This is a genomic window from Vibrio sp. 1288 (assembly GCF_033344475.1).
On sequence record NZ_JAWPOX010000880.1, the window covers coordinates 1 to 576 of the forward strand.

General features: G+C 45.0%; 1 protein-coding gene. It reads left to right on the forward strand.

The genetic code is table 11. From position 1 onward, the window contains the following. Positions 1-49: 49 nt before the first annotated feature. A partial coding sequence (locus R8O11_RS29880) for a cation:proton antiporter (RefSeq protein ID WP_318089851.1) occupies positions 50-576 on the forward strand: 527 nt, incomplete at its 3' end.

The following is a 576-nucleotide window of genomic DNA, read 5'->3' on the forward strand; positions in this document are numbered from 1 at the left end:
CTGTGTTTTCACAGCCCGTTTTCGTATATCAGGAATCTAGCTCAACAGTATGGAAATTATTCTAATTACAACGGCTTTTTTAGCAGGCTTCATCGCGCTCAAATGCAGCCTTCCCCCTCTAGTCGGTTTTCTACTAGCGGGTTTTGGCTTACATGCCTTTGGCTATCAAAGTAATGACGTTATTGTCACTCTGGCTGATCTCGGCGTTACTCTTTTGCTTTTTACTATTGGCTTAAAGCTCGATGTAAAAACATTGCTTTCCAAAGAAATTTGGGGCGGCGCAACAGCGCACAATATTCTTTCAACCGCTTTTTTTGCCCTTGCGTTGTCAGGGCTGAAACTGCTTGGATTAACGTCCCTTGCAAGTATGGAAAGCGGGCAGATATTGCTCCTAGCCTTTGCACTTTCCTTCTCTAGCACTGTTTTCGCGGTAAAAACACTGCAGGAAAAAGGTGAACTCAACGCGACATACGCCACACTGGCCATCGGTATTTTGGTTATGCAAGATATCTTCGCCGTCGTGTTTCTGACTGTTTCGACAGGCAAAGTGCCAGAATGGTACGCCATAGGTCTATT